Below are 1,287 nucleotides of genomic sequence, written 5' to 3'. Positions count from 1 at the left end.
TGTCGGGGGGACCTTCGAGTTCGGGCCCCGCCCCGACGGCGGCTTCCACATCGAATCCGAGCTTCCGATCTACGTCCCGACGACCCGCAGCTGGATCCGCCCTCGACGCCCACGCACGGTCGGCCAGGGCTGACCCGGGCCGCTGCCGCGCACCAGCTGCACCGGGGCGGCTTCCCCCCACCGGCCCCAGCTGCCGATCCACGTGCCCGCCCTCCCCTAGCCGGGTCTGCCCTCGGCTCCCTCGCACGGTCGGACAGAGCCGACACAGGCCGCTGCCAGACGTGGCCGGCTCGCGGCGGTGACGTGCGGCAGTCACAGCCAGGGTGCCGGGCGCCCACGGCCGGGGCGGCCGAGTGCTGGGGCAAGGGCTGGCGAGAGAACGCATCGCCGTGCGGCGGCCGGCCGGCCACAGCACGGCACGGTAGTCGCACCCGTGTGGAAGAAGGCCGGAGCCGCAAGGCTCCGGCCTTCCTGGTGCCCCGAGGGGCGCGGGCCCGGCACAGGGTGGTGGGCGTCCAGCGAAGCGTTCAGCGGCTGACGAGTCCCGCGTCGTACGCGAGGAGGCCCGCCTGGGTCCGGTTGGTGCACTCCAGCTTGACGAGCATGCGCGAGACATAGCCCTTGACGGTCGCCTCACTGAGGAACAGCTTCGTGGCGATCTGCGCGTTCGACAGGCCCTCGCCGAGGCAGGTGAGCACGTCCGTCTCGCGCTCGGTGAGCTTGCCGACGAGGGCCTTGGCCCGCTCGCGCGCGGCGTCCTCGTCGGACGAGGCGGCCACGATGCGCCGCATGGCCACGGGCGAGAGCACCGTGTGCCCGTCGGCGGCCACCCGGACGAGGCCGATCAGGTCCTCGGGCGGCGTCGACTTCACGAGAAATCCGCTGGCGCCACTGCGCAGCGCCCGCATCACATACTGGTCGGCGTCGAATGTGGTGAGCGCCACGACTTTTGGCGGCTGGTCCAGTTTCATGATGCATTCGATCGCCGTGAGGCCATCCACACCCGGCATCCGCAAATCCATGAGGACGAGATCGGGGCGATGCCGCATCACGGCTTCCACCGCGGCCGCTCCGTCGTGGGCCGCGTCGACGACGTCGATATCCTCGGCCGAACCCAAAATCGTTCTCAAATGTGCGCAAACCATGGGTTCGTCATCGACGACCAGCACCTTTACGACTTCATGCCCCATGCCCCCAGTCTATCCATGGCCCGGATCCAGAGGCAGTACGGATTCGATGTGGAAGCCGCCGTCGGGGCGGGGCCCGAACTCGAAGGTCCCCCCGACC

At 70.2% G+C, this 1,287-nt stretch carries 1 protein-coding gene; it reads right to left on the bottom strand.

Translation table 11 applies throughout. The features are described from left to right. Nucleotides 1-527 precede the first annotated feature (527 nt). Nucleotides 528-1,190, bottom strand: a complete 663-nt coding sequence (locus AC07GB_RS39795; RefSeq protein ID WP_030689541.1) for a response regulator transcription factor — start codon at nt 1,188-1,190, stop codon at nt 528-530. Nucleotides 1,191-1,287 lie beyond the last annotated feature (97 nt).

The organism is Streptomyces sp. NPDC045778 (assembly GCF_056431945.1).
The sequence above is the reverse complement of the archived record's forward strand: the minus strand, read 5'-3'. Positions and strand labels throughout refer to the sequence as shown.

Bases quoted from the DNA above. Each gene is read 5' to 3' on its own strand.
- AC07GB_RS39795 (WP_030689541.1), bottom strand. From the start codon at position 1,190: ATGGGGCATGAAGTCGTAAAGGTGCTGGTCGTCGATGACGAACCCATG.